This is a genomic window from Pedobacter aquae (genome assembly GCF_008195825.1).
GTDB lineage: Bacteria > Bacteroidota > Bacteroidia > Sphingobacteriales > Sphingobacteriaceae > Pseudopedobacter > Pseudopedobacter aquae.
This window is the reverse complement of sequence record NZ_CP043329.1, coordinates 1,032,944-1,052,897: the sequence shown is the minus strand read 5'-3', so window position 1 is coordinate 1,052,897 and position 19,954 is coordinate 1,032,944. Positions and strand designations below refer to the sequence as shown.

Sequence of the window (19,954 nt, the reverse complement as noted above, 5' to 3'; positions counted from 1 at the left end):
GCATATATTTCAAAATTTGTTTGCCTGAAAACAAAAAAAGCCGACTTTCGTCGACTTTTTTACAAAATTTTAAAAAAATTCTTATTTGGATAAATTAAAAGAATATGCGGCTCTTAAAGCAACCATTCCGTTGCTTCCGTTTTCATATTCAAAACCTTCGTAACGAAGAGCTATATCCCATTTCTGATTGGCATAACCCAAACTTGGTGCCCAAACAAAAGGTGTTCCGTAACCTTCTTTTGTAGAAAAAGCAACACCCGCTTCTGGTTGCAAATAAAAGGTATCTCCAAAAAAGAACTTAGCCCCTGCTTTAAGTGGAATTAAATCCGAACCAATTCTTTCTCCCAGTACTTCTGGCTTACCCACAAAACCATAATATCCTGTGGTTAAAGTTAAAGAAGTACGAGCGCCTAAATCATGTTGTAACCTTAAATCAGGTGCAATCACTACATCTGCCACATTGCTTTTTGTTGGCACACCCAAACCTAAGCCAAGACCTAAGCGGGTTCTTGAGCCATCAGGATTTGTGGTTTGTGCTTGTGCATGATTGAAAGAGAAGTATGATGTTATTGTAGCTGCTACAATAAACATTTTAATCATTGTTTTTTTCATTTTTATTTGTTTGATATGCATCGCATAAACAAAGAGCAGACCAAATAGAGCGTTTCCCTATATTTAAGCGCTATCTTATAGATAATGAATACTTTATCCTTTAGTCAAAGAATTACAAAAATGAATTTATGTTATTGGCGACCAAGCGTCTTTCTGTAGGTATTGGGAGACATTCCTACTACTTTAGAAAATAAGCGAGAGAAGTACTGTGCATCTTCTATGCCAACTTTAAAAGCTACTTCTTTAACTAAAGCATCGGTATATTCTAAATATTGGCAGGCTCGTTGCATTTTCAATTGCAAAAAGTAATCTACCGGAGATACGCCTACCTTCTTTTTAAAAACCGAAGAAAAATGAGGAACAGAAATATTTATATATTGAGCCATCTCCGTTAAAGTGATATTCTTGTCTAGATTCTTTTTAAAATAATCTATCACCTGATTTACCAAATCTTGGTTTTTATCCTTTTGCTTAGGCCTAATATGGATGATAAAAGAAGTTAAAAAATGTAATAATCCCATATTTAATAGCGTCATCACCTCTTTGCTATAACCTCTTTTTAAATTCTTATATATGGTATCAAATAGTAAAATACGTTCTTCCTCATAAGCTAAAAAACCTTTATAAGATTGATTATGCTGATAAAATAACTGAAGAACATCATCGGCTAAAGTGCCATCAAAATTAAACCAAAAAACTGTCCATGGCGTTTGATGATCTGCCATATACTTAAAAGAAGTGTTTTTAGGGATGAAGAAAAAATCTCCGGCTTTAATAGCTAAATCCTCATTTAAGATTTGTGCTTTACCTAAACCTTGTATACAATATATTAAGGTATAGTAGTGATAACCTTTCAGCTGCTCATCTGCATGGTATTTAGCTTTTGGAAAAAAGCCCATCCCAGAAAAACTCAAAAATTGAGGATTATCAATTAAATGACGTCTAACAGCGGTTATTTCAAGAATCCTCTCGCCTTCAAAGCCTTGTTTTTTCTTCTTCAATTTTAAATTTTCAAACCCAAAACTACATAAAATAATACAATAACTTCATCATATAATCCATTATGTTACTATTTCTTTACTCTAATTTCACACTTTCAAAACTCATAGTTTTTGGGTATCTTATTTGCATATTCCATAAGGCCCTAAATTATGAAAACCAATTTTGTAAAGGTTAACACCATATATATGAAGAATTCACATGAACTTGTTTTAGAAACATTTAAAGAAAAGTTTAATAAGCAACCTTTGGTTGTTTGCTCGCCAGGAAGAGTAAATCTTATAGGTGAGCATACCGACTATAACATGGGTTTTGTGCTACCTGCTGCGGTAAACAAGGCTGCTTATATTGCTATTTCTAAAAGAGACGACGATAAAATTGTATTGGTAGCCGCAGATATGGATGATGAGATTGAAACCTCATTAAGCAATTATAGCTTCTCTGAAAAAGGATGGCCTAACTACGTTATATGTATTGTTGACCAGCTTTTAAAAGCCAATAAGCAAATTAAAGGTTTTAATGCCGTTATTTCTGGCGATGTTCCTTTAGGTGCCGGTATGTCATCATCAGCAGCTTTAGAATGTGCGGTTGCTTTTGCTTTAAATGAGCTTTATAACTTAGAATTATCTAAAATGGATATCGCTAAAATTGCACAAAAAGGCGAGAACGAGTTTGTAGGTGTTAAATGTGGTATTATGGACCAATTTGCCAGTGTTTTTGGTAAAAAAGGCCATGTAATTAAGTTAGATTGCCGCTCTTTGGAATATGAATATGTTCCTTTCGAATTGAAAGGAATTAAAATAGTACTATTTGATTCTATGGTGAAGCACTCTTTAGCTTCTTCTGAATATAATGTAAGAAGCAGTCAGTGTCAAGAAGGCGTTTCTATTATCCAACAAAAATACCCTGAAGTTAAATTCTTAAGAGACGCTACCATAGAAATGGTTGAAGAATGCTTGCATGATGCTAGTCCGGATATTTATAACCGCTGCAAATATGTAGTAGAAGAAAATAACAGGTTGTTGGCCGCTTGCGCTGATTTAGAAGCCGGAAACATAGAAGCTTTTGGCCAAAAAATGTACCAAACCCATACTGGTTTAAGCGAATTGTATGAAGTAAGCTGTCCAGAGCTTGATTTTATTGTAAGCTGCACCAAAAAAGAAGAAGCTATTTTAGGTGCTAGGATGATGGGCGGTGGCTTTGGTGGTTGTGTGATTTCTTTAGTGAAAGAAGAGCATTTAGACGAAGTTATCAAAAGAGTGAAAGAAGCTTATTTTAATAAGCTGAATAAAGGGATGAATGTTTACATATCGCAAATAGAAGACGGTACAAGAATTTTAGCATAATGGAATTTAATTTTGATGAGCATCCGCATAAGCGTTTAAATATATTAACTGGCGAATGGGTAATGGTATCTCCACACCGTACCAAAAGACCATGGCAAGGTAAAGTAGAAACGGTTAACAATACCCCAAGACCGCAATATGATGCTAGCTGCTATTTATGTCCGGGTAATACCCGTTCTGATGGTTCTGTAAATCCCCCATATACAGGCCCCTATGCATTTACCAACGATTTTTCTTCTTTATTACAAGATACTCCGGAAGGAAATGTAAATAAAAACAATTTATTACAAGCCACTAGCGAACGTGGCATTTGCAGGGTTATCTGTTTCTCGCCACGACATGATCTTACGCTTCCGCAGATGGAAGTAAAAGCTATAGAAGCTGTTATTACTTTATGGCAAACAGAGTTTAAAGACTTGTCTACCTCTCATAGCTGGATAAAACACATCCAAATATTTGAAAATAAAGGCGATGTAATGGGATGCAGTAACCCCCACCCTCATGGACAAATTTGGGCGCAAAGCTCGGTACCGGTAGAGCCTGCAAAAGAAGGTGTACAGTTTCTAAAATATTATCAGGAAAATAAAAAAAGCTTATTAAGCGCTTATTTGGAGGTAGAACTAGAAAGCCAAGAACGTATGATTTTGGAAAATGAGCATTTTGTTGCTTTAGTACCTTTTTGGGCAGTTTGGCCTTACGAGACCATGATCATCAGTAAAAGACAAGTTCAAAATATTCTTGAATTTACCGAGGTTGAGAAAACTGCTTTAGCAGAAATTTTAAAGCAATTAACCATCAAATACGATAATTTATTTGAGACCTCATTTCCATATTCTGCTGGTATGCACCAAGCACCCGTAAACGACGGTGACCATCCGGAGTGGCATTGGCATATGCACTTTTATCCGCCCTTATTACGTTCTGCTACGGTAAAAAAGTTTATGGTGGGCTATGAAATGTTAGCTAATCCACAACGAGATATTACGCCAGAGCAAGCTGCTAAAAAGTTAAGAGATTTAAGTTTAGAGCATTATTTAGGTTAAATAAAGCAAGTCATTATTGATAAAAGGAGGCTGTCTCAAAAATAGTATCTGTCACATTGAGCGGAGTCGAAATGTTCTCTGATATGCTTAGAAAAGGCTTCGACTCCGCTCAGCCTGACACAAAATGGTAATTTGAGACAGCCTCTTTTTTTACCTAAAGAGATATAAATTCTAGAAAACTAAAATCAATACTAATAAGATGATGATAATAGCTGTAGCAGATAAATAAACACCTCCAGACAATGCCTTAGATTCTTTTTTCATCTCTAACAACTCATTTTTAATTTCTTTACGCTCTTCTCTACTTAGTTTAGAACGATCTAAAGATTTGATTTCCTCAACTCGCTGAGAAATTTCTTGTAACCTTACTTTCTGACGCTCTGTTAATTCTGGGTTACGTTTTTCTGCACCCGATGCAAAAGCATTTACAGAACCCATAAACATGAATACTGTTAATGCGAAGTAAATTAATCTTTTCATATTGATAAGTTTAGCTATTCATAAAACTATTCTTATGCTATTAAAAATTGTACCAAATAAAGAAATCAGCTGTAAAGCTTACAAAATCATCAAAAGCTACAGCAGCATTTTATAACTGTCCTAAAAACTATCTATTACTTGGCATATCATTTTGCCTATCTACAGCCGGGCGTTCTGCTCTGTTTACCAAATCCCAGGCGGTATAAAACACCAACTGCGCTCTTTTTACCAATAAAGGAAAATTTATTTTCCCTATTTCATCGGTCTTTTTATGATAATCTTCATGTGTACCATTGAAATAGAAAATAACCGGGATGTTATGCTTAGCGAAATTGTAATGATCTGAGCGGTAATAAAAACGATTTGGATCTGCTGGATCATCATAACGATAATCTAAAACCATTTTCGCGTAGGTTTTATTTGCCTTCTCACTAATCTCCTTTAAAGTAGTACTTAACTTATCAGAACCAATTACGAATATATAATTGGCAGAATCTGGATTGCTTTTATAAATATCACCTACCCTACCTATCATATCAATATTTAAGTTAGTGATGGTATTAGCTAAAGGAAATACAGGATTTCTAGAGTACCATTCAGAACCTAACAAACCTTTCTCCTCGCCCACTACGGTCATAAATAAAATACTTCTTTTAGGTCCTTTACCCTCTTTTTTAGCTTGCACAAAAGCTTCTGCTAGCTCCATAACACCTGTTGTACCAGAGGCATCATCATCGGCACCGTTATAAACATCGCCATCATCGGCAACACCTATATGGTCGTAATGTGCCGTAATAACCACAACTTCTTTTTTCAGCTTTTCATCTGTACCTTCTAAAAATCCTAATACATTATGAGCTTCTAAAGGCTTGATGGTAAGTTCTACATCAACATCTAAATTGCCATTAAAGGTAAAAGATGCTGGTTTAAGGCCGTTAAGAATCTGATTCGTTTCTGTAGCAAGATCTTTCTTAGTACCACTCATCAACTTGCTTAAAGCCGCTTTGGTTAAGTAAATAATAGGTGTATTAGATTTAGCATCACCTAATATCAAAGCCGGACGATTTTTATTAGTTCCGTTCTGCGACATACGGTTTACCTGATCGCTCACAATAATAATAGCCTGAGGCTTTTTGGCCTTTAATGCATCTATTTTCTTGGTTCGGTTGCTTGTCCAATCAGAATAATTACCATTAGCCGTAATCAAAGATTTCCCATCTTTTGAAGGCTCTCCGGGCAATATAATAGCAACTTTACCTTCTAAATTTAGATTGCTTAAATCATCATATTTCTCTGATGCGATGCCATAACCAACAAAAACAAAATTTTTAAATGTCTTCTGGAGCTTAGCTTGCGATACCCCACTCATATAGAAATCTTTAAAAAACTCTAGAGCCTCGCCATTAGCAATCACATTGGTTTTAGAAAGATATTGCTCTCTTAAATCTAGTTTCTGAAAATAATCTCCGTTTACCGGAGCTTTAAGTCCTAAACTTTTAAAGTGATTTTTGATATAATCAGCAGCTTTTTGCGCACCTAAATCACCAGTTTCTCTACCAGCAAAATCATCGGCAGCTAAAACACTTAATTTTTTGGTAGCATCTGCAACAGTTATGCTTTGTGCATATTTTACAGGCGTTTGATCCTGAGCAAAAATAATTGAGGAAACGCCCATAATGGCAGCAGTTAAAAATATTCTTTTCATATTGATGAAGATAAACATCTTATTTTAAAACTTATTGTAACAAGATTAGTTTATCAGGGTTTTTAAAGGCAAAATCAAAAACAGTTTTCTGTATAAAACTGTAAGAAGGATAAGGTGTTACTTTGGTTTTGATATCATCTAGCTGACTCACAATTTCCTGACTAGGCATGTAGCCCATCCCATAAAAATCTCCTTTTTCTATCAAGATACAGCATTTTTCATGTCCGTCTCTTCCCTCATCTATAATCAAATAGCTCTTAAATTCATCAGCAATGGTATTTAAAGCAGCAGCAACCCTTAGGTTATACGTAAGCGCATCTTCTTGTTTTAAGCAAGTATTACAACACATGGTACTAGAAGTTTCTTTAGTTAAAACACTTTTAAAGCCACAAAACTTAGGACATAGCTCGTAGTTTTCTATCAATTTTCTGAGGAACAAAACAGCTTCTGCTTTGCTGTTAAAGCTATGGTAAGGCTTCAAATACTTTATCTTTTTACCAACTCCAAGGCTAAGATAACCTGCCTGATTTTCATAAACATACAAAGCAAACCTCAACTCCGGATTTTTAAAGCCCTATTTTCTTTGGGCCATAATCTTTTAATTTCTATAGCCTCAAAAATTAAAGCTTGTAATTCTGAACCACAAACTTCAAAATCTACATATTTGACATGCTTCAAGAAAGCTTGTTTCTTTTCATCGGGATTATTATTGGCGAAATGACTACAAACACGTTTATAAATATTTACAGCCTTGCCTACATAAACAATTTTCTTTTGCTTATTCTTAAAATAGTAAACACCTGGCGCATGCGGTAGCTTTTGAAGCTGTTCTTTATCTAAAAGTGGTGGCAAAATCTGCTCTTTAGAATTTGCTTTTAGTGCCAAAGCAATTACATCAGAATGATCTCTATTAATCAGGATTTTAAATAAAGAAGCTGTAGCAAAGGCATCACCCATGGCTCTGTGTCTATTTTCTATACCGATTTCTAATTGCCTGCAAAGTTTGCCTAAACTATAAGACGGGAGACCCGGTAATATTTTTCTGGCTAGGCGTACCGTACACAACTTTTTACTATTGAGCTGATAACCCGCCTTTTTTAAATGATAATGAACAAAAGAAAAATCAAAATTTACATTGTGTGCTACAAACACCTTCCCTTCTAATAAATTGAAAATCTGCGGAGCCAAATCTTCAAACAAAGGTGCTTGGGCTGTCATCTCATCATCAATACCGGTTAGGGATTGTATAAAGGGCGGTATGGTTTGTTGCGGATTTACTAAAGATTCAAATTTTCCTATCACCTTTGTGCCATCAAATATCACTATAGCAATCTCTGTAATACCATTGGCACTAGCATGACTTCCAGTAGTTTCTATATCCACAATTGCATACAACCTATCCATACAGCTAAAATACTAATTTATTTAGCAAATCATCACAAACAAAAAAACTATTCCTGTAAAATTTTAGATTCGTTTGTTATTTATATATTTAGCCATATTTTAATTAAATGAAAAGAACATATTTAACCTTAACAGCTTTACTTTTAGTAGGAAGCTTTACAAGTATTAACGCACAAACTAAATCTAAAAAGAAAGCAGCTACAAAAGCGCCAGTAGCAGTTGTAGCGCCTGCATTAACAGCGGTAGACTCTGCCAGCTATTCTTTTGGTTTTAAAATAGCTCAAGGCTTAAAAGCAGATGGTGTAACTTCTTTAAACTATGCCATGCTTTCTAAAGCTATGGAAGATGTTTTTAAAGGCGACTCTACCCTTTTAACAGATGAGCAGGCTTCTAACGCTATTGGCAGTTTCTTACAAGCGGCTACCAAAGCAAAATTTAGCGAAGCTATTGCTACCAACGAAAAATTCTTGACAGAAAACAAAGCAAAAGCTGGTGTTAAAGAAACTGCAAGCGGCTTGCAATATGAAGTAATTACCGAAGGTACTGGTGCAAAACCCAAAGCAGAAGATTTTGTAACCGTACATTATAAAGGTACTTTGTTAGATGGTAAACAGTTTGACAGCTCTTACGACCGTGGCGAGCCTATCAACCTACAATTAAATAGGGTTATCCCGGGTTGGACAGAAGGTGTACAACTGATGTCTGTAGGTTCTAAATACAAATTCTATATTCCTTATAAACTAGGATACGGAGAAAATGGTGCCGGACAAGATATTCCTCCTTATAGCACTTTAATTTTTGAAATTGAACTGATTAAAATTGGTCAGTAACAGATAAGAAAATTGTAATTTCTTAAAAAGCCAAGGGTGTAAAGCTCTTGGCTTTTTTTGTGTTTTTCATCTTGAACTTTATCTTACCATCTTGCGCTCGTTTGTAACGAGTGCTTAATTGGGGTGGCGATTGTATCGTTTTTTTAACTTAACATTGAATAGTAAAATCTAGCCTTAGTCTATGTTATAGCTTCATAAGATAAGAATGCTTTAATTAATTCTATACATATACTCGTTTTTTAGTCATCTTAAGAATTCATCCAAAATATAGATTTTAAAATTATAACTGATTTTTCTTAAAATTTTCTGCTTGTTCAAAAATCTCAACATAAACTTCGTCTCTCTCCACAGGCGGATAACCAAACTCGTCAAGCAAGAGAATAAGTCCAACTTTTAAAGCAGATTTGATATCGTCACGTTTGTTCCAGTCAGGGAATTTAGCTTGCCCATCTACTAGGTATTTAACGGCTTTTGCTAGTTCAATCATTTTGTCATCAGGATATCTGAAGTCATACTTCACACATAACTCTTTCAAAATATCATAAAAGGCTTTTTCTTCAAAGCCAATGCCCAACTCATCACCTGCCGTAAATTCTTTGTGAGCTTCCCAAATCAAGTCAGTTAAGGCATTTGCCATTTCTTCATATACTTCACTTCTTAAAATGTCGTTTACATCTCTGTTGTTGTATCGTTCTACCAAAGCTTGCATTTTCTTAGAAAAGTCAATGCCTTTTACCTTATTTACTTTTCTAATTTCTCCAATTACTTTAGCCAATAGCTGTTGAAGCAATTTGATTTTCGTGTTTGGCAATTTGATTTTCTCAATTTTAGCCAAATAATCTTCATCAAAAATATCTTGTTCTGTTTCTGCTTCGTCTCCAAGTTTGAAGATTTCTTCTACACCGTCACTCTGCAATGCTTCTTTTATCATTTCCCGAACCTTTGCATTCATCTGTGCTGTGTCAGGCGCATTACCTTTGGTGAGTTTGAAAACAATGGAACGAATTGCCAAATAAAAATGAGTATAATCTCTTTCTAACTGCGTTAATTGTTCGCTTCCAGCACAAATATCATAAGCAGCTTTCAGTCGCTTTACCAAGCCCATAAATCGGGTCTCAAATTCTTTGGTTTGCTGCACATATTCCGCAGCTAAATTCAAAGTATTTAATTGCTGAATGGTTGTGCCTTTGAAATAATTGGAACCATCAAAGGTATGAAACAGTTTAGCTAAAAGGTCTAAATGATTTCTTACAATGATAATAGATTCTGCAATGTCTTCAAAATTGTCTTTGTCGCCCTCGCTGTATTGCTTCAACGCCAAATTCATTTGATTTTTAATGCCAATATAATCTACAACCAAACCCTTGTTCTTACCTTCAAACTTGCGGTTTACCCTTGAAATGGTCTGTATCAAATTGTGTTGTTGAATGGGTTTATCAATGTAAATACTATCTAAGAAAGGAACATCAAAACCGGTGAGCCACATATCCACCACAATGGCAATTTTGAAATTCGATTTTTCATTTTTGAATTGGCGGTCCAGTTCTTTACGTTGTTCTTTCGTCCCTAACAAATCAAACATTTTTTTAGGGTCGTCCTGTCCTCTAGTAGCAATGATTTTGATTCGTTCAATCGGTTTTAGTTCTCTTTTGTCTTTATCTGTAAGGATTGCACCCTCTTCGGCTGCTCGTATTTCGTTCCATTCAGGGCGTAATTCCAAAATATTTTTATACAACTCAAAGGCTATTTCACGGGTGCTACACACAAACATTGCTTTGCCTTTTACAGTTGCCCCTTCCGAAATTCTATTCTCATAATGATTAACAAAATCTTGTGCTACATCTTTTAATCGTTGAGGGTCTCCAATAATGGCATACATCTGTGCCATTTCTTTTTTGCTTTGCTCAATCTGATTTTCGTTGCTTCCAATTTCTGCACACTTGGCATAGTATGCTTCAATCTCTTTCAGTTTTGTATTATTCAACAACACCTTAGCGGCTCTACCTTCATATACAATTCTCACGGTGATTTCATCCTTCACTGATTCAGTCATGGTGTAGGCATCAACCACTTTTCCAAAAACATCTAGCGTTGCATCTATGGGCGTTCCTGTGAAACCTACAAATGTTGCATTGGGTAAGGAATCGTGTAAATATTTAGCGAAACCATAGGTTTTGGTAACACCTTTTTCTGTCACTTTTACTTTTTGGTCAAGGTTTACTTGGCTTCTGTGTGCTTCGTCCGAAATACAAATGACATTGGTTCTGTCCGTAAGCAGTTCGGTATCTTCTGTAAATTTATGAATGGTAGTTAAAAAAACACCCCCACTTTGTCTGCCTTGTAGTAATTCTCTTAAATGTGCTCTGCTTTCAATACTTACCACGGTATTGTCTCCAATGAAATTTTTGGCATTGGTAAACTGACCTGAAAGCTGGTCGTCTAAATCTGTTCTATCGGTTATCAATACAATGGTTGGGCTTTCAAAGTATTCGCTTTTCATCAACAACCTTGTGAGGTAAAGCATTGTAAAGCTCTTTCCGCAACCAGTAGCACCAAAATAAGTTCCGCCTTTTCCATTCCCTTCGGGCTTTTGGGCTAATTTGATATTGTCATACAGGGCCCTTGCAGCATAATATTGTGGATATCGACAAACAATTTTTTCGTTCTTCTTTGAGCTGTCAGGAATATAAATGAAGTTGCGAATAATGTCACGCAAACGGTTTTTATGAAACATTCCGTGAATTAGCGTAAACATACTATCTATGCCATCTACCTCTTTTGCTAGCCCTTCTGTACGTCTCCAAGCATAAAAAAACTCATATGGAGCAAAAAAGGAACCTGCTCTATTATTAACCCCATCACTAATAACACAAAAAGCATTGTATTTAAATAATTCTGGGATATCTCTATGGTAGCGAACCGTTAACTGTGTGTAAGCATCATAAATAGTAGCTTCTTCTCTTATGGCAGATTTAAATTCAAATACCACCAAAGGTAAACCATTGATATACACAATACCGTCTGGGATGCGTTTTTCTGAACCAAGAATCTCTAATTGGTTAACAAACTTGTAAATGTTATTGTCCGGAGAATACTGTTCTTCAGCTTCAGCCACTATTGTTATTACTTCATCTTCTTTTGGTTGGCGGTGTTTATTTAAGCCTGTGTAATTGATTAACTGAATGTAAATGTCTTTTTGATTGCGGTCTTCACGTTTTAGAATGAAACCGTCCGAAAGCATCCTTAAAAATGTCTTGTTGCTCTCGTAAAGGTCAGAAGATGAAAGTGATTTGAGTTGAAGAATGATAGATTTAACTTCGTTTACGGTAATGCCTTGCCCTGCGTATTGAGTTAACAAAAAGTTTTGCAAATCTTCTTCTATCAATACTTCTTCGGGCTTACGAGTTATCGTAATGCCTAAGTGGTGGGGAAATCCTTCTTGCCCCAACAACTCAGTAAACGCCTTTTCTAATTTTTCTTCCGTGAACTTCATTTCTTGGGTTTCTTCAACTTTTTGATATCTTCCTCTATCTCTTTCAAACTTTGTTCTTTCTCTATGGCTTTTTGTGCAATTTTATATTTTTCAAATTCAGATTCTGATTTTTGAAGTGCTTTTTCGTGACTAATTTTTCCTGCGTGTGTCAAAAGCTCTCTGCCATTAAGTTGCAGAATAGTATCCAAACGCTCTATCCAGTCTTTCATATACATTGGGGTGCGTTGTTGTGCCATTGTTTCGGCAAAAGCTAAATATTGCTCAACCAACAAACCAAGCAACTTAATTTCATCTTCATTCAGATAATTTTTCGCAATGCTTACGTCAGATTTTTTGATGGAAACAGCATTTTTCTTATCATACGATTGCATACCCAATAAAGGTAAAGCAGCATCCACCCTGCGATATACCAACTCGGCTGCTGTTTGTTCGCTGATTGCCCACAACAGTTTGTTCTGAACTACCTTAAAAAACTCAATCGTTTTTTCATCTTTCGGGTCGTAATCAATACTTGTGGTGTATATGTCTTTGATTTTCTGATAAAAGAAGCGTTCAGAAATTCGTATTTCCCGAATCCGTTCTTGCAATTCATTGAAATAATTCATAGAACTGCCGCTCTTGAAACGGTCGTCATTCAGGGTAAAGCCTTTTATAATGTATTCTTTAAGCCGTTGAGTTGCCCAAATTCGGAATTGTGTGCCTTGAGGCGATTTTACCCTGTAACCTACCGAAATGATAACGTCCAAATTGTAGCCAAACACTTCTACTTCTTGAGTTTTCCCAGCTATAGCACCGTGTTGAGTGGTTATTCGGAATTTCCGAACGACCACTTCCTCGTTAAGCTCACCTTCTGCAAATACATTTTTGATATGCTCGTTGATGGTGGATTTTGCTTTGCCAAATAAGGTTGCCATTTGGTCTTGGGTTAGCCAAACGGTTTCTTCCTCTAAGCGAACATCTATCTTAATGTTGCCATCAGGGTTTTGATATATGATGATTTCGCTGTTCATTTCAAATTTTCATCAATACTTCTTCGGGCTTTCGACTTATCGTAATGCCTAAGTGGTGGGGAAAGCCTTCCTGCCCCAACAACTCAGTAAATGCCTTTTCTAATTTTTCTTCGGTGAATTTCATTCTCAGCTTAGTCTTTCCTCTAATACTTTAAGCCAATTTGCAAACCGAGGGCATTTCTCAATAATGGCATCAATGCCTATCATTTCGAATATCATCTCACCATCTCCTGTTTTATCATAATTGTAAATCTTTTCTAATCGTTTAGAGGGCGCAGTGGCGGGTGAATTATTAATATCTTCTGGGTTTGGATAATCATCGATTATTTTTTTAATCTTATCCAGACTTTTTTGATCATCGATTACTAAATCAAAACCAGCTATATTAGAAAACATAAGTGCTTCTAGCTCGTGTAATTGTATGTAAGGAATAAAATTTGGATGATTATTGAAATCTGTGTGTATTGCATTTTCAATTTTATCTACTAAGCTGGAGTCAGTGGTATAGGAAGGAAAATCTGTAGGTATCCGAAAAAAATCTATAAATGTAGTCACAATAACATTTCCTTGTGCCAAAGTTCTTTTTACTTCGTTTTTAAACTTATCATATCCAACCACTCCACCTTTTTTGTGTTGTTTGCGATTACTTATTATAGTTTGCGCATGTATGGGATTGTTAAATCCTTTATTTATAAAATAAGGTACTATTAGATTTTGAACCAAAATAATCTCGGTATCACCTTCTACGATAAAGACCAGCCTACTCATTATATACTATAAGGTTGTGCTCCAAGTTGATTTTTACCCCACAAATCTCCTAGGGAATATTCGGTTAACCAATCTTGTAAATCTTCCGAATTAAGTCTTTTAAATACGGATCCATCTTTCGATCTATCTGTTACAATAATATCTTCTGGACTAAAATTGTCAATTAAATTAATAGATTGGGTAGATATGATTATCTGTGTATTTTCAGAAGCTTTTCTGATTAAGGCTGCCAGTTTATTTATTGCAACAGGATGCAATCCAAGCTCAGGCTCATCAATTATAATGGTAGCAGGTGGTTTAGGTTGCATCAAAAGGGTAGCTAAACAGATAAACCTTAAAGTACCATCAGATAAATGAGAGGCATTAAAATAGCTATCTGGAAAACCCTTTTCTTGCCATTCCAATTGTATTTTCCGCTCATTTAACCTATTAGGTTGTAAAACAAATCGATCGAAAAATGGTGCTATTGACTTTACAGTGAGCTCTATGCGTTTAAAATGCTTAGGTTCTTTTTCTTTCAAATAATAAAGGAAAGAGGCCAAATTTGAACCATTCCTTCTTAATCTAATGTTATCATGCAGATCACACATACCTTTTAGCGGTGATGTATCGCTAGTGTCATGGAAATGATAAACATCAAACTGCATTAGTCTATAATTTACATAATAGGCTTGTCTATGGTTAAATGTTGCAAATTGAGATTCTTTTACATTTGTTTCAAAGTCTTGAATATGCCAACGATCATATGAGTTAAACGCTGTTTTAGTGTATTTTATAAACAAGTTGTCATTGTTACCAGATTGCAAACCCAAGATAAATCTATTTTCAGCTCTTAGCGCTGTACCAAAATAAATATCAATATTTATTTCCTTAGTGTTCTTTTTGCCAAAATGCAGTAGACTATCTGCGCCTCCTTTTGTTAATACATAATTTTCAAGATTTCGATTATAAATATTACGAATTAAAGTAAACAAGGAAATGAAATTACTTTTCCCAACCCCATTCCCCCCTAAAAGTATGTTAATTGGCAATAAGTTGATACTTAAATGCTTTATACTTTTGTAACCTTCTATTTCTATCTTGGTAATCATTAAGCTAATTTAGTTTTCTTTATCGATTTTTTGGACAATAAATTCGAATTTAAAATATTTGAGCTTAGTTAAAATGAACCAAGCACCTATCATTAAATAATAATTCACTCAGTTTTTGAAGCAAAAATCAGTGGCTTTGGAACAATAATTAAATATCTAATTTAGTTTGTTGTTTAATTGCTTCTTGTGATTGCCTGTAGCGCTTACCTTCTTTTGTTTCTATTGGCTCACTATTTTGGAAATAACTATTTACCCTTATTATATTATATCCAGTAATTTTTTCAGTCCCATCACTGTTTAATTTTTTCTTTATCTCTAATTCACAATTAATTGAAGAACCATTTTTAAACTCCACATCACCAATTTGCACCAAGGTTTTAAACTCAATTGAATTCATATTAAAATGGTAAGTTTCACCTTTATAAATTCCAATCCATTTGTAAGAACCTTTTTTTAAGACTGGCGCAATAATTTCTATAATGGCTTCCGGCACAATTTCAGATTCAATTTCATCACTTGTTAGAATAAATTTTTTAAAGTCAGATTTATTAATAGTATATTCCTCTGTAATATCCTCTTTTAAATCATTCTGAGACACAAATGATATTTTAGTAATTTTTGAATGTCTATCTATAGCTTCATAAAAATTAGACCGTCTCTTTTTAATTATGTTATTGTTAAAAATTTGCTCATCTTTCTTAGACTCTTTTAAATTCTGAATTTCTAATTGCAGCTTCTCATTTTGAAGATCTATGTTTTTCTTTTTTGCTTCTTCTAAACTCTTATTTTCTAATAATTTTTCAATTAAGTGTTTAGTCAACTCACCTACAATCGTATTAATGGGTGTTACTAATACAGCTGTAGCCAATGAAGTAACAAGGGCAATTTTAATTACCCCACTTTTACTTTCCTTTTTTAATACCGCTTTATACCATCTTTTTAAACCTCCATTTGCTAAAGGCTCTGTTTCAATTACAATGTCTAAATCATAAATATTAGCAATCTCTTTAACTAAAGCTAGAAACTCATATTCACATCTGTTTTGTACTAGTGCATCCATTGTGTGTGACTCGTCAGCAAACCAATAGTGGACTTGGATTGAATTTGCAGGTTTCTGTGGTAATAATAAAAGCATAGTTTAATTTTCTACTGTTTCTAATTTCATACTCTCCACCACACCTTTCATCAACACTGGACAAAGCGGTTTAATGGTATTTTTCAATTGCTCATTAATTCGTTTACGAGTTTCCAACGTGTGGTAAATGGTTACAATGGCTTCTTGAACTTTGATATCGGGAATTGGCAATTTCACATTGCACATATCAGCCCAGTCAAATGTTTCTCTTGCACTGCCCCAAGAATGAAATCTTGCGTAACGGTCAAATTCAGGTCGAGCAAACCACAAATACAAATATTCAGGAAGCAATTCCGTAGTTTTTACAACTCGAAAAACTGTGTATATGGCGGAAACAATACAAGGTTCAACCGAATTCATAGCCAAAGCAATTTTATCGCCACGCCTTGAAGTATCAGCTACATAAACAAATTCGCCTGTTCTTACAACTTTGTAGTTGTGAAAACTAAGTCCATTTGTATTGGCTTTAGTTTCAATCAAAACTTTATTGGTTGATACGCCTTGCAAAAAAGTTACCTGCAAATCGTTATTCCTTTCATCCGATTGCTCTATGTATTCTCCGAGCAATTCGGGTTCTTCCGTCTTAATCAGGTTTTCAATGTAGCTATCGCAAATCAATTGCAAGTCAGCCAAACTGTTTTCGTAGGTTTTTTGGTTGGTGAGTAATCCCTTGTAAAGAGCTACAAATTTTCGTTGTTCATTAATATCAGGAATTGGGATTTGTATTTCGCAGAAGCGTTCCCATTCTAAACTTGCTCTTACACTACTATCACTAATAAACCAACCGTATCTGTCTGATTCTGGTCGTTGAAACCACATCATCATATACTCGGGCAACAATTCATTTTTGTCATTTACTTCAATTACTAAATAAGCCGGGGAAATAATGGCAGGTTTATCATCTGTATATAAAGCTAAACGGATGGTTTCGTCTCTGCCTACCTGCATTGCACTATATGCAAATTGTCCCTTATTAATGATTTTATATTTTGATAAATCTGTTTCAGAAGTATTGGCAACCGAAGGCATAAAATTCTTGGTAATATTTATACCCAATAGGGTTGTAACCGCTAAATCTTTATTTCGGTTGTCCACCAAATGAATATAATCGCCAATACGCTTATAACTCATAGCCCAAAGTTTTAAATGCGTTAATCAACTGTTCCTGTGATTGCTTTTCTTCTTGCAAAAGAGTTTTGAAATCCTTTTGTATGCGTTTCATTTCGGTGTCAAAATCTATTTCGCTGTCTCGGTCAATGAATTGAATGTACTTGCTTGGCACCAATGAAAAATCGTTTGCCTGTATTTCTTCAAAACTGGCAGAGTAGCAATACTCTGGCACATTTTTGTAGGTTTTCTTGTAGTCGGCTTGTTGCCAGTTGTGATAGTTCTCCGCCACCTGCCCAATTTCTTCGTCAGTTAATTCAATAAACTGTTTTTCAAATTCCTGCCCCCAACGCCTTAAATCCATAAACAGGATTTCTTTTTCACGGTCACGGTAGTGTTTCTGTTTACTGTTTATTTCAACCATTCTTGCTTTTTTGTTTTTGTTCAAAATCCAAAGCGTAACGCTGATGTCAGTAGTGTAAAAGGTATCTCTTGGAATAATTACAATCGCTTCCACCAAATTATTTTCAATCAGCTTTCTGCGTATTTTGTATTCTTCGCCACCGCCACTTAATGCACCATTAGCCAAGATAAAACCTGCCACACCGTTTTCAGAAAGTTTGCTCACCATATTCAAAATCCAACCATAGTTGGCATTGCTTTTGGGTGGTACATCATAACCTCTCCAACGTGGGTCGTCTGTTAATTCATTTTCTGCCCGCCAGTCCTTTTGGTTAAAAGGCGGGTTTGCCATAATAAAATCGGCTTTCAGGTCTTTGTGTTGGTCGTCCAGAAAGGTATCGGCTGCTTTTTCGCCTAAGTTTCCACTAATGCCCCGTATGGCAAGGTTCATTTTTGCCAGTTTGTAGGTGGTATTGGTGTATTCTTGTCCGTAAATAGAAATTTCTTTTTTGTTGCCGTGGTGTGCTTCTATAAACTTAACACTCTGCACAAACATACCACCAGAACCGCAAGCTGGGTCATAAATGATTCCCTTGTAAGGTTCAATCATTTCGGCAATGAGGTTTACAATACTTTTAGGCGTATAAAATTCTCCTTTACCTTTTCCTTCTGCCAAGGCAAATTTGGAAAGGAAGTATTCATACACTTTGCCAACTACATCTTGTTTAGGGTCTTTGTTGGTGTCAATGTCGTTAATAGTATCGAGCAAGGATGCCAGTTTGGTAACATCTAAACCCAAACGGGAAAAGTAATTATCTGGCAAGGCACCTTTTAATGCTTTGTTATTTTTTTCAATGGTGTGCAAGGCAGTATCTATGAGCAGGGCAATGTCGTTTTGCTTGGCTCTTTTAATCAGGTAACTCCAACGGCTTGTTTCTTCCAAAAAGAACACATTGTTCATATTGTAGAACTCAGGCATTTCAATGTATTTCTCTTTACCTTCGGCAATCAGTTTTGCTCGGTGTTCTTCAAACTTGTCGCTGGCAAATTTTAAGAAAATCAGCCCTAACACCACGTGTTTGTATTCTGCAGGCTCCACGCTTCCTCTCAATTTATTTGCTGCTTCCCAAAGGGTAACTTCTATTGTTTTTTCTTTTATTTGCTCACGCTTTGTTTTTGTTTTCAAAGATGCTTGCAAACCTTCGTTGTCGGTTTCTTTCTTCTGTTTTGCCATTATGCTGTTAAAAATATTTAAATTCTAGTGCTTGCAGTTCTGCTAATTTAGTTTGTATTTATAAAAGCTTAAAAAATCTACTCTCTTGTTTTACCCTAGTTAATAGATTGTATGTTTAAGATTAAATCAGGAGGCTGCATTTTCTTGTAAAATTTGTGCAAATATCATGTTCAGAAAGCGTTTTCTTATTAACCATTTAATTTATTTAAACCATCATTCAATAAAATCAAGACACTTATAAAAATATCGTAGATGTTTAAGTTTTTCAAGCAAACGAATATAATAATATTATCTAAATTCTAATTTGTAGTTAAAAAAAATACCCCAAAACAATACGGCTACCAAATCATCTTTGGTAGCCGTTCACAATTTTAGCATAAGTTTTAAATTACACGGTAATTTCTAGTTCTGTGGTATTGCCAGCCCAATCTGTAGCGCTCCATAAAAGTTTGCAGCCAGTGGGGTTGGCAAAAGCAGTAGCGCATGTAAACTGCCAGTCTACCCCACTTATAAGTAAGGTAGCATTACCTTCTTCTACCAAATCGCCAGTGCTATCATAAATAGCCAACTGCACTTCTTTTACCTCGTAGTTATCAATGGCTTTAATCACCAATTGGGTACCAACTCCCCCATCATAAACACCTCTAGGGTCGCTTAAACTTGGGGCTACAAAATAATCGGCAAAAGCTGCATTGTAAACCCTTTGCCCTTTTTTAGCCATAGTGGCATATTGTAAGCTTAATACCGGGTTTTGTAATACTTGTTTAGCAAACTTACTAGCTAAGGTAAACCTATCTTTAACCTCGGTTTGGTTGCTGGTAGGTGCAATAGTGGTTTTTGCAGGTATCTTGGTAACCACTGTTTTACCAAATTGCCTTTTAAAAACAAGCAAATCTCCAATTTTACCCGTTAAACCGTGGGTAATAACGTTGTTCTGACTTATAGCCATATTTAATAAATTTTACAGAAGCTCCATTGCTTCATATCCCAAAAGTAGAGGCTAATTTTAGGCTTCCAGAATTTTGGCATACTATGTCTAAACATGTACACTATTGACTAAAAACTGTCTCAATTGTATCAATTTGTCATCTTTTGTCCATTATTTTCCTACTTGTGTCATCATTTAAAAGCTCAATTAAGCTAGGTTCATCCTAGGGTGATAGTAGGGTGATCCTAGGGTGAACCTAGCTTGAAGAAAATAACAGATTTAAGACCTTTTTTTATCAAAAAAGTTGACAAAAACTAAAAGCTTAATGATGAGGGATTTTTTTAGGCTTAGCCAGGATGAAATTAAG

The 19,954-nt window shown here is 35.2% G+C and carries 17 protein-coding genes; 3 read left to right on the top strand and 14 right to left on the bottom strand.

Annotated elements, in window-relative coordinates; all coding sequences use genetic code 11:
- Positions 1 to 81: 81 nt before the first annotated feature.
- Together FYC62_RS04665 and FYC62_RS04660 are read right to left on the bottom strand one after the other, a co-directional pair.
- Positions 82 to 612, bottom strand: a complete 531-nt coding sequence (locus FYC62_RS04665; RefSeq protein WP_052176892.1) for a hypothetical protein — start codon at positions 610 to 612, stop codon at positions 82 to 84.
- Between the two features lie 131 nt (positions 613 to 743).
- Positions 744 to 1,613 carry an AraC family transcriptional regulator gene (locus FYC62_RS04660; protein ID WP_149074105.1) on the bottom strand — a complete coding sequence of 290 codons (870 nt, stop codon included), beginning with the start codon at positions 1,611 to 1,613 and terminating at the stop codon, positions 744 to 746.
- 186 nt (positions 1,614 to 1,799) lie between these two features.
- Here FYC62_RS04660 and galK point away from each other — a divergent pair, with 186 nt between their 5' ends.
- Entirely contained in the window at positions 1,800 to 2,957 is a 1,158-nt protein-coding gene (gene galK, locus FYC62_RS04655) for a galactokinase (protein WP_149074104.1), read from the top strand.
- On the top strand, positions 2,957 to 4,000 hold the full coding sequence (locus tag FYC62_RS04650; protein WP_149074103.1) for a UDP-glucose--hexose-1-phosphate uridylyltransferase: 1,044 nt from the start codon (positions 2,957 to 2,959) through the stop codon (positions 3,998 to 4,000). Before galK ends, FYC62_RS04650 begins: the two co-directional genes overlap by 1 nt.
- A 171-nt stretch (positions 4,001 to 4,171) precedes the next feature.
- Here FYC62_RS04650 and FYC62_RS04645 read toward each other — a convergent pair whose 3' ends face one another.
- From FYC62_RS04645 to FYC62_RS17415, 4 genes are all read right to left on the bottom strand, one after another.
- Entirely contained in the window at positions 4,172 to 4,480 is a 309-nt protein-coding gene (locus tag FYC62_RS04645; protein WP_039454415.1) for a seryl-tRNA synthetase, read from the bottom strand.
- A gap of 127 nt (positions 4,481 to 4,607) precedes the next feature.
- Positions 4,608 to 6,185 carry a M28 family peptidase gene (locus FYC62_RS04640; protein WP_149074102.1) on the bottom strand — a complete coding sequence of 526 codons (1,578 nt, stop codon included), beginning with the start codon at positions 6,183 to 6,185 and terminating at the stop codon, positions 4,608 to 4,610.
- Between the two features lie 31 nt (positions 6,186 to 6,216).
- On the bottom strand, positions 6,217 to 6,741 hold the full coding sequence (locus FYC62_RS17420; protein WP_240534815.1) for a hypothetical protein: 525 nt from the start codon (positions 6,739 to 6,741) through the stop codon (positions 6,217 to 6,219).
- Positions 6,738 to 7,589, bottom strand: coding sequence for an exonuclease domain-containing protein (locus tag FYC62_RS17415; protein ID WP_240534814.1), 852 nt, complete (start codon positions 7,587 to 7,589; stop codon positions 6,738 to 6,740). The genes FYC62_RS17420 and FYC62_RS17415 overlap by 4 nt, the downstream gene beginning before the upstream one ends.
- 107 nt (positions 7,590 to 7,696) lie before the next feature.
- Between FYC62_RS17415 and FYC62_RS04630 the strand changes: the two genes are divergently transcribed.
- Positions 7,697 to 8,419: an FKBP-type peptidyl-prolyl cis-trans isomerase gene (locus FYC62_RS04630; RefSeq protein WP_149074101.1), complete on the top strand. Its 723-nt coding sequence runs from the start codon at positions 7,697 to 7,699 to the stop codon at positions 8,417 to 8,419.
- A gap of 280 nt (positions 8,420 to 8,699) precedes the next feature.
- Here FYC62_RS04630 and FYC62_RS04625 read toward each other — a convergent pair whose 3' ends face one another.
- From FYC62_RS04625 to FYC62_RS04590, 8 genes are all read right to left on the bottom strand, one after another.
- Positions 8,700 to 11,912, bottom strand: coding sequence for a type I restriction endonuclease subunit R (locus FYC62_RS04625; protein ID WP_149074100.1), 3,213 nt, complete (start codon positions 11,910 to 11,912; stop codon positions 8,700 to 8,702).
- Positions 11,909 to 12,922 carry a virulence RhuM family protein gene (locus FYC62_RS04620; protein WP_149074099.1) on the bottom strand — a complete coding sequence of 338 codons (1,014 nt, stop codon included), beginning with the start codon at positions 12,920 to 12,922 and terminating at the stop codon, positions 11,909 to 11,911. The genes FYC62_RS04625 and FYC62_RS04620 overlap by 4 nt, the downstream gene beginning before the upstream one ends.
- A gap of 126 nt (positions 12,923 to 13,048) precedes the next feature.
- A complete protein-coding gene (locus FYC62_RS04615; RefSeq protein WP_149074098.1) occupies positions 13,049 to 13,690 on the bottom strand; it encodes a DUF4276 family protein in 642 nt (213 codons plus the stop codon).
- Positions 13,690 to 14,781 (bottom strand): AAA family ATPase, encoded by a 1,092-nt coding sequence (locus tag FYC62_RS04610; RefSeq protein ID WP_149074097.1) that lies wholly within the window; start codon positions 14,779 to 14,781, stop codon positions 13,690 to 13,692. The genes FYC62_RS04615 and FYC62_RS04610 overlap by 1 nt, the downstream gene beginning before the upstream one ends.
- Before the next feature lie 148 nt (positions 14,782 to 14,929).
- Positions 14,930 to 15,916, bottom strand: a complete 987-nt coding sequence (locus FYC62_RS04605) for a hypothetical protein (protein ID WP_149074096.1) — start codon at positions 15,914 to 15,916, stop codon at positions 14,930 to 14,932.
- 3 nt (positions 15,917 to 15,919) lie between these two features.
- A complete protein-coding gene (locus FYC62_RS04600; protein ID WP_149074095.1) occupies positions 15,920 to 17,047 on the bottom strand; it encodes a restriction endonuclease subunit S in 1,128 nt (375 codons plus the stop codon).
- Positions 17,037 to 18,659, bottom strand: coding sequence for a type I restriction-modification system subunit M (locus FYC62_RS04595; protein ID WP_149074094.1), 1,623 nt, complete (start codon positions 18,657 to 18,659; stop codon positions 17,037 to 17,039). Before FYC62_RS04595 ends, FYC62_RS04600 begins: the two co-directional genes overlap by 11 nt.
- Before the next feature lie 388 nt (positions 18,660 to 19,047).
- Entirely contained in the window at positions 19,048 to 19,608 is a 561-nt protein-coding gene (locus tag FYC62_RS04590; RefSeq protein WP_149074093.1) for a hypothetical protein, read from the bottom strand.
- Positions 19,609 to 19,954: the final 346 nt, after the last annotated feature.

What these genes read in the sequence shown, in the direction of transcription:
- FYC62_RS04665 (WP_052176892.1), bottom strand. Translation starts at nt 612, where the DNA reads ATGAAAAAAACAATGATTAAAATGTTTATTGTAGCAGCTACAATAACA.
- galK (WP_149074104.1), top strand. Translation starts at nt 1,800, where the DNA reads ATGAAGAATTCACATGAACTTGTTTTAGAAACATTTAAAGAAAAGTTT.
- FYC62_RS04650 (WP_149074103.1), top strand. Translation starts at nt 2,957, where the DNA reads ATGGAATTTAATTTTGATGAGCATCCGCATAAGCGTTTAAATATATTA.
- FYC62_RS04645 (WP_039454415.1), bottom strand. Translation starts at nt 4,480, where the DNA reads ATGAAAAGATTAATTTACTTCGCATTAACAGTATTCATGTTTATGGGT.
- FYC62_RS04640 (WP_149074102.1), bottom strand. Translation starts at nt 6,185, where the DNA reads ATGAAAAGAATATTTTTAACTGCTGCCATTATGGGCGTTTCCTCAATT.
- FYC62_RS17415 (WP_240534814.1), bottom strand. Translation starts at nt 7,589, where the DNA reads ATGGATAGGTTGTATGCAATTGTGGATATAGAAACTACTGGAAGTCAT.
- FYC62_RS04630 (WP_149074101.1), top strand. Translation starts at nt 7,697, where the DNA reads ATGAAAAGAACATATTTAACCTTAACAGCTTTACTTTTAGTAGGAAGC.
- FYC62_RS04625 (WP_149074100.1), bottom strand. Translation starts at nt 11,912, where the DNA reads ATGAAGTTCACGGAAGAAAAATTAGAAAAGGCGTTTACTGAGTTGTTG.
- FYC62_RS04620 (WP_149074099.1), bottom strand. Translation starts at nt 12,922, where the DNA reads ATGAACAGCGAAATCATCATATATCAAAACCCTGATGGCAACATTAAG.
- FYC62_RS04615 (WP_149074098.1), bottom strand. Translation starts at nt 13,690, where the DNA reads ATGAGTAGGCTGGTCTTTATCGTAGAAGGTGATACCGAGATTATTTTG.
- FYC62_RS04610 (WP_149074097.1), bottom strand. Translation starts at nt 14,781, where the DNA reads ATGATTACCAAGATAGAAATAGAAGGTTACAAAAGTATAAAGCATTTA.
- FYC62_RS04605 (WP_149074096.1), bottom strand. Translation starts at nt 15,916, where the DNA reads ATGCTTTTATTATTACCACAGAAACCTGCAAATTCAATCCAAGTCCAC.
- FYC62_RS04600 (WP_149074095.1), bottom strand. Translation starts at nt 17,047, where the DNA reads ATGAGTTATAAGCGTATTGGCGATTATATTCATTTGGTGGACAACCGA.
- FYC62_RS04595 (WP_149074094.1), bottom strand. Translation starts at nt 18,659, where the DNA reads ATGGCAAAACAGAAGAAAGAAACCGACAACGAAGGTTTGCAAGCATCT.
- FYC62_RS04590 (WP_149074093.1), bottom strand. Translation starts at nt 19,608, where the DNA reads ATGGCTATAAGTCAGAACAACGTTATTACCCACGGTTTAACGGGTAAA.